The sequence below is a fragment of the Actinomyces sp. oral taxon 170 str. F0386 genome (assembly GCF_000195595.1).
Taxonomy (GTDB): domain Bacteria; phylum Actinomycetota; class Actinomycetes; order Actinomycetales; family Actinomycetaceae; genus Actinomyces.
Genome location: NZ_GL882544.1, coordinates 464,143 through 471,173, shown reverse-complemented (window position 1 = coordinate 471,173; position 7,031 = coordinate 464,143). Strand labels below are relative to the sequence as shown.

The following is a 7,031-nucleotide window of genomic DNA, read 5'->3' as shown; positions in this document are numbered from 1 at the left end:
CAGTGGCGACTTCGGTCGCACTGCCCGCATCCTCCCCGTCCGGCGGTGAGCGATGGGAGAAGGCTGGGACGCCGGCTGAGGGCCCGATATGTTTTGCGCTGACGGTGGAGCGGGCCGGATGCGGTGGGGAGCAGCCCGCCGACCCCGCTAGGCTGGGAAGCATGCCCAGCTCCGACGCCAGCTCTGCTGCCGCCGCCACGGTCCCCAGGCCCGTGGACGTCGACCGTATCCACGAGTGCGTCAAGCGACTGGGACTGCGCTACTTCATCGACGACGAGGGCGACGTCGGCATCCCGTGGCGCTACGTCACCGTCCACGCCATCTTTCAGGACACCAGGGCCGTCCAGATGCGCGGGATCTGGCACCGCATCGCCGACACCGAGCACCTGAGCCAGCTGCGCGCCCTGGTCGAGGACTGGAACACCACCCGCATCGGCCCCAAGGCCTACCTCACCGTCGCCGACGGTGGAGTGGTGCGTCTTCACGGTGAGTACACCTACCCCCTCGAGGCGGGGATGACGGACCGGCAGCTCGAGGACTTCGTCTTCGGCGGTTGCCGGCTCATCGTGGCTCTCATGCACGAGGCCGAGGAGCAGTTCCCCGACGAGCTGCGTGGAAGCCTGGAGCCCTGATGCCGCGACTGCAACGCCTCACCGACTTCATCGCACGTCTCCTGGGCAAGGAGTGGGACGTGCGCGCGCTGGAGGACCGTCAGCAGGGCCGTACGCGGAGCCATCCGGTCGTTCCCGAGAGGGACGGAGCCGTCGGCCGCTCCAAGGCCGCTGGCCCGACCGATCCGGTGAGGGCGACCGGATCGACTGGGCCGTCGACCGGGCCGGCACAGACCCCCGGCTCGCCGGACGCCCCACCCTCAACGGGGTCGGCCGACTCGACGGATCCATCAGGCACTGCCACAACCACCGCGTCGGCGGACACCGCCGACGCCGGCCGCTCCCACAGCGCGGAATCGGGCCACTCCAGTCCTTCCGGTCTCGTTGGATCGACAAGCGGGGAGGAGACCGGGGAGAAGGCCGAGCCGTTGACCCTGTCCCGGATCGAGTCCATGCTCACCGGCCCCATGGAGTACAACGTGCAGCTGGCCGACGACCGCGAGCACCCCTGCCTCCTGGGCACGTGGGACTCCTTCCCCTTCGTCATCGAGATCCCCGAGGGGCACGACGGCTGGCTCCTGGTCTCCGGGGACTGGGAGGAACCCGCCCCCGCCTCCCAGCGCGACGAGATCGCCGCCAGCGTCAACGACTGGAACCGGGACAAGTTCTTCCCCACCGTCGGCGTCGTCGACACCCCCATCGGGCCGCTGGTGCGAGCCACCTACCTCACCGACCTGTCCGCCGGGGCGACCGACAGCCAGCTGCGCCTCCACCTGGACACGGCCCTGTCGGCCTGCACCCAGGCCCTCAGCCTCGTGGGCCCCCTCCTGCCGGAGATCTGAGCACCGTGAGCCCTACGGCCTCGAGCACCATCCGGCTCCCACGAGTCGCGGTGGTGGGTCCCACCGCCACCGGCAAGTCAGCCCTCGCCCTCGACCTTGCCGAACGGGTACAGGCCATCGGACCGGCCGCCCGTGCCGAGATCATCAACGCCGACGCCTCCCTGCTCTACCGGGGCATGGACATCGGAACCGCCAAGCCCACCCCCGTCGAACGGGCCCATGTCCTCCACCACCAGGTCGACGTCCTCAGCGTCAGGGACCGGGCCTCCGTGGCGGCCTTCCAGCGCAGCGCCCGCGGCGATATCGACGCCGTCGAGTCACGGGGCCATCTGCCGATCATCGTCGGGGGCTCCGGCTTGTACGTGCGTGCCCTCACTGACGACCTCGACTTCCCCGGTACCGATCCGGCCGTTCGCGCCCGCCTGAGCGAGCGCGCCGAGCGAGAGGGAGCCCCTGTCCTCCACGCCGAGCTCAGCCGAGTCGACCCAGTGGCCGCCGAGCGGATCGAGGCCTCCAACACCCGCAGAATCGTGCGGGCCCTCGAGGTCATCGAGATCACAGGCCGCCCCTTCTCCGCCTCACTGCCCCGCTACGAGGACATCGCCCCCACCGTCCACCTGGCTCTGCGCTGCCAGCGAGCGCTCCTGGACCTGCGCATCAGTGCCCGGGCCCGAGCCATGTTCGAGGGCGGGCTCGTGGAGGAGGCTGAGGCGCTCGTCGCCGAGGGCCTCAGAGAAGGCGAGACCGCGTCACAGGCCATTGGCTACGCCCAGGCGCTCGCGGTCATCGACGGCCGGCTGAGCGTTGACGAGGCTGTCGCCTCCACCGCCCTGGCCACCCGCCAGCTCGCCTCCCGCCAGATCAAGTGGTTCCGGCGCGACCCTCGAGTGCACTGGATCGACGTCGACCTCGACGAGAACGGACGCTGCACCGACCAGGAGCGCTCCCGGGTGACCAGGCAGGCATGGGAGCACGTTCTCGCATCTCACGACGTCGCTTAGGCTTGGAGCCATGCCGCACTCGACAGGTCTTCGTGGTCGCGAGCTCATCAAGGGCCACGCGACCCTCAACGACTTCCTCATGCTGGTCGACCCCAGCTGTGAGGTCGCCGTCAGCGGCGCCGACATCGCCGCCGTCTGCGACCGCCACGGCGGTATCGGCGCCGACGGATTCGTGCGCGTCGTGCGGACCACCGCCCTGCCCGGTGCCGGGGCCTTCGCCGCGTCCGTGCCCGAGGCCGAGTGGTTCATGGACTACTACAACGCCGACGGATCCGTGGCCGAGATGTGCGGCAACGCCACACGTCTGTTCGCCCACGTCCTGGACAGTGAGGGCCTGCGTCCGATCGCCGATGGTGAGTCCGTCACCATCGGCACGCGCGGCGGTGCCCGTACCGTCACCCGCCTGGGCGACCTGTGGACGGTGGATATGGGACCGGCCCGCCTCACCCGACCCGAGGAGGCCGACGACGAGGGCTGGGACACAACCGTCATGGTTCCCGGCCTGGCCGGGCCGCGAGCGGCCCTGAGCGTCGAGATGCCCAACCCCCACACCGTCGTCGCCCTGGGGGAGGAGGACGAGCTTGAGGCAGCCGTCTTCGCCGGGCTCACCGACTCCGCAGCCCCGGTCGTCTACGACCCCCTTCCCGAGGTCGGCACCAACCTCGAGCTCGTCGTGCCGCTGGGGGAGGAGGTCGACCCCGACACTCAGGCGCCGGTGGGTATCGCCCGCATGCGCGTCCTGGAGCGTGGAGTGGGGGAGACGCTCTCCTGCGGAACGGGGTGCTGTGCCGCAGCCGTCGCCCTGCACACCTGGACCGGCCCGGGCGCCCCCGAGGACTACCGGCTGCTCGTGCCCGGTGGAGAGATCGGGGTCCACGTGGGTGCCAATCCCCTGGCGGAGGACAGCACCGTGCTGCTGACCGGGCCGGCCGCCGTCACCGGACGGGTCACCATCGCCTGAGCCCCTCCAGACCTGCCGCCATCAGTGCGGCTCCCGGACGTCGCACCGACGCCGCATCCGAGAAGAGAAACCAACCACCACCATGACCCAAAGACCCAGCCGAACCACCGTCGGCACCATCCTGCCGACCGGACTGATGCTCTTCGCCCTGTTCTTCGGGGCCGGCAACCTCATCTTCCCGCCCTTGCTGGGGGCGGCCTCGGGCAGGTCCTTTGTCCCGGTCATGGTGGGATTCCTCGCCACCGGCGTCCTCATGCCACTCATCACCGTGGTGGCCGTGTCCACCTCAGGAGAGGGAATCCTCGGCCTGGCCCGCAGGGTGGGACCCCGATTCGGACTGGTCATGCCACTGGCGGTCTACCTGGCGATCGGCCCGCTGTACGCCATCGCCCGTGTCACCACGGTCGCCTACGAGCTGGCGACCCGCCCAGTGCTCGAGCTGTGGGGGCTCCACGACTCCCGCCTGTCCCTCCTGGTGCACGTGACGGCGTTCATGGCTGTGTCCTTCGGCATCGCCCGCAGCCCGAGCCGCCTGGCCGACCGCGTCGGCCGCTGGCTGACGCCCGCCCTGCTGGCCCTGCTGGCCCTGCTGTGCGGGGTCACTGTCCTCATGGCCCCGGGGGTGGAGCGGGAGGCCATCGAGCCCTACGCGAGCGCACCTCTGACCACCGGGCTGACTCAGGGCTACCTCACCATGGACGTCCTGGCGGCCACCGTCTTCGGCATCGTGGTCATCACCTCCTTGCGCGAGCGCGGCCTGACCTCCCCCAGGGCCCTGGTGCGCGGCACGATCCTGTCCGGTGGTATCGCCGCCGCGTTCCTGGGGCTGGTGTACATCGGCCTGGCCGTCCTGGGCGCCCGCACCCGGGGGGAGATCACCACCGGCACTAAGGACGGCACCGAGCTGCTGCGCAACGCAGCCTCCTCCACACTGGGGACCTCGGGCGTCGTCATCTTCGCCGCCATCGTCATCCTGGCCTGTCTGACCACCGCTGTGGGCCTGCTGGCCTCCTGGGCCGGATACGCCTACACCGCCTGGCCGGCGGTCTCCTTCAACCGGCAGCTCGCCGCCTGCGCGATCGTCTCCTTCACCCTGGCCAACCTGGGACTGAGCGCCATCCTCAAGATCGCAGGGCCTCTGCTGTTCCTACTCTACCCCTTCGCCATCGCCCTGGTCGCCGTCACACTCGTCGATGCCCTGGCTCCCGGACGGCTCAAGGCCGCCTACCTGTGGTGCGTGAGCACGGCGGGGATCTTCGGTTCCGTCTCCGCCATCACCGCCGCCGGATGGGAGGGACCCAGCAGGTTGCTGGCGCGCACCGGGCTATGGAGCGACTCCACCGGATGGATCCTGCCGGCCCTCATCGCCCTGGGCATCGGGATCGCCCTGGACATCAGGTCCGGAGCCTGGTCCACTCCGGTACCGGATGAGTCCAGCAAGGTCCAGCACGACGTCGAGCACGCTGCGGCCTCACAGCTCTGAGTCGCTGAGCGCGCGGTAACCTCGCGGAGTGCCCATCTCTCGTCCCCTCAACGCGGCCACGACAACGGTCTTGGATCACAGGCGGCTCCTGCCGACACTGCTCGTCCCCGCCTTCATCACGCTGCTGGCCGTCTCCTCGGTCAATGTCATCCTGCCGGCGGTCTCCCACAGCCTGAGCGCCGGTACCACCGGTCTTCAGCTCGTCGTCTCCGGCTACGCCCTCGTCTTCGGAGTCGTCCTCGTCCCGGCCGGTCGTGCCGGCGACGTTATGGGGAGAGGACGGATCTTCGTCATCGGCATGCTCATGTTCGGGGTCGGTTCGCTCGCCTCGGGCCTGGCTCCCGACGTCGTCACCCTCAACCTGGCCCGTGTGGTCATGGGAATCGGCTCAGGACTGCTCAACCCGCAGGTGACCGGCATGATCCAGCAGTACTACTCCGGTGAGGCCCGTGGCCGGGCCTTCGGGTTCTTCGGCGCCGTCATCGGGGTCTCGGTAGCGGTAGGGCCGGTGCTCAGCGGCGGGTTCATCGGCTGGCTCGGGGACGACTGGGGCTGGCGCACCTCCTTCCTCATCAACGTCCCCCTCGCCCTGGCCGGCATCTGGGCCGCACGCCGCTACCTGCCGGCCTCCGCCTGGTGCTGCGGAAGCGGCACGGATCACATGGATCACACCAACGTGGACGGGGCGCCCCGATCGCGCAGGGTCGACCTCGACCCGGTGGGGATGGGGCTGCTCACCGTCGGCACGCTCCTGATCATGGTCCCCTTCATGGAGGCGTCGGCCGGCGCCTGGATCTGGGGCCTGGAGGTGGCGGGCATCGGCATCATCGCGGCCTGGGCTGCCTGGGAGAGGCGCTACCGGGCCCGGGGCGGTGCCCCCATGGTGGACCTCAGTCTGCTGGCTATTCCCTCCTTCGCCTACGGGAGCCTGGCCATCGCCGTGTACTTCCTGGGCTACACCTCCGTGTGGATCATCGTGGCCCAGTACGTCCAGGCCGGTCTGGGCTCGACCGCTCTGGCCAGTGGCCTCATCGGCGTCCCGGCCGCCCTGGCGGGATCGGTCGCTGCCGCCGTCGCCGGCCGCCGGGTGATCCGGGTGGGCCGTGCCATGGTGCTCGGTGGTATGGCGCTCGGCATGGCTGGGCTGCTGGCGAGCGTGGGCATCATCCACATGCACGTGCGTGCGGGCTGGAGCCCCTGGTGGTTGACGCTCACGCTGCTCGTGCTCGGTGTGGGGCAGGGGCTCGTGGTCTCGCCGAACCAGACCCTCTCCCTGGCCGACGTCCCCCTGGAGTACGCCGGGGCCGCGGGCGGCATCCTCCAGACCGGTGAGCGCATCGGCACCTCCATCGGCATTGCCGCCATCACGGGCCTGACCTTCCGCGTCTCGCACTCCTCGGGCTGGGACGCCGCCGCCCAGGTGGGACTGCTGGCCGTCGTGGCGGCCATCGCCGTGTCGGCCGCGGTTGCCGTCGTCGACCTGCGCCTGGCGGCCCGACGACGCCGGTAGCCGTCCGGTCAGCGGCGCACCCGCAGCACCCTGAAGCCCTTCGACGACGCCTGCCGGCTCACGTCCCAGCCCTGATCCCTCAGCCAGGCCGCCAGGGAGTCGGCCCCCAGGTTCTTGAGCACCACCAGCCAGGCCTCGCCGTCGTCGGACAGAAGCGGCAGCCAGTCCAGCAGCAGCGTGTGCAGGGCCTCCTTGCCGATGCGTACCGGGGGATTGGACCAGATGAGGTCCACCGTTCTGGAGCTCTCTCGCAGCTCGGTCAACAGCGCCTCGGCCGGGGATGTGCGTACGTTGTCCAGGCCTGCGGTCTCGGCGTTGCGGGCGGTCAGGGCCAGCGAGCGCTCATTGACATCGACCGCCAGGACCGTGGCCCCAGAAGCGGCGTCGGCCAGGGCCAGCGTGATCGGGCCCCAGCCGCATCCCAGGTCGAGAAAGGAACCGGTCTCGGGCGGATCGGGGACGTGGTCGAGGAGGACCTGTGTGCCCTTGTCGAGGCGGTCGGCGCTGAAGACGCCCGAGGCCGTGACCACCGTGTGCTCGACGCCGCGGATCGAGAACCGGTGAGTGCGTTCCTCAGCCTCGACGGCGGGGAAGACGGTGAAGTAGTGCTCGCTCACACCCGC

The 7,031-nt window shown here is 70.2% G+C and carries 7 protein-coding genes; 6 read left to right on the top strand and 1 reads right to left on the bottom strand.

The window, feature by feature from the left end:
- Positions 1-161 precede the first annotated feature (161 nt).
- The 6 genes from HMPREF9056_RS10090 to HMPREF9056_RS10065 all read left to right on the top strand — a co-directional run bounded on the left by HMPREF9056_RS10090 (position 162) and on the right by HMPREF9056_RS10065 (position 6,408).
- A complete protein-coding gene (locus tag HMPREF9056_RS10090; protein WP_009746925.1) occupies positions 162-632 on the top strand; it encodes a YbjN domain-containing protein in 471 nt (156 codons plus the stop codon).
- Entirely contained in the window at positions 632-1,453 is an 822-nt protein-coding gene (locus tag HMPREF9056_RS10085; protein ID WP_009746924.1) for a YbjN domain-containing protein, read from the top strand. The genes HMPREF9056_RS10090 and HMPREF9056_RS10085 overlap by 1 nt, the downstream gene beginning before the upstream one ends.
- A gap of 5 nt (positions 1,454-1,458) precedes the next feature.
- Positions 1,459-2,454, top strand: coding sequence for a tRNA (adenosine(37)-N6)-dimethylallyltransferase MiaA (gene miaA / locus HMPREF9056_RS10080; RefSeq protein ID WP_034514377.1), 996 nt, complete (start codon positions 1,459-1,461; stop codon positions 2,452-2,454).
- 10 nt (positions 2,455-2,464) lie between these two features.
- Positions 2,465-3,415 carry a diaminopimelate epimerase gene (dapF, locus tag HMPREF9056_RS10075; protein ID WP_009746922.1) on the top strand — a complete coding sequence of 317 codons (951 nt, stop codon included), beginning with the start codon at positions 2,465-2,467 and terminating at the stop codon, positions 3,413-3,415.
- Positions 3,416-3,497: 82 nt separating this feature from the next.
- Complete coding sequence (gene brnQ / locus HMPREF9056_RS10070) at positions 3,498-4,898, top strand: branched-chain amino acid transport system II carrier protein (RefSeq protein WP_009746921.1); 1,401 nt, start codon at positions 3,498-3,500, stop codon at positions 4,896-4,898.
- A gap of 28 nt (positions 4,899-4,926) precedes the next feature.
- The gene (locus HMPREF9056_RS10065; protein WP_009746920.1) at positions 4,927-6,408 is read left to right on the top strand and encodes an MFS transporter; all 1,482 of its coding nucleotides are present in this window, start codon (positions 4,927-4,929) and stop codon (positions 6,406-6,408) included.
- A gap of 8 nt (positions 6,409-6,416) precedes the next feature.
- Here the strand turns inward: HMPREF9056_RS10065 and HMPREF9056_RS10060 are convergent, their stop codons facing one another.
- Positions 6,417-7,025: a class I SAM-dependent methyltransferase gene (locus HMPREF9056_RS10060; protein ID WP_009746919.1), complete on the bottom strand. Its 609-nt coding sequence runs from the start codon at positions 7,023-7,025 to the stop codon at positions 6,417-6,419.
- Positions 7,026-7,031 lie beyond the last annotated feature (6 nt).

Coding starts and splice junctions, on each gene's coding strand:
- HMPREF9056_RS10085 (WP_009746924.1), top strand. CDS start 632: ATGCCGCGACTGCAACGCCTCACCGACTTCATCGCACGTCTCCTGGGC.
- HMPREF9056_RS10090 (WP_009746925.1), top strand. CDS start 162: ATGCCCAGCTCCGACGCCAGCTCTGCTGCCGCCGCCACGGTCCCCAGG.
- brnQ (WP_009746921.1), top strand. CDS start 3,498: ATGACCCAAAGACCCAGCCGAACCACCGTCGGCACCATCCTGCCGACC.
- dapF (WP_009746922.1), top strand. CDS start 2,465: ATGCCGCACTCGACAGGTCTTCGTGGTCGCGAGCTCATCAAGGGCCAC.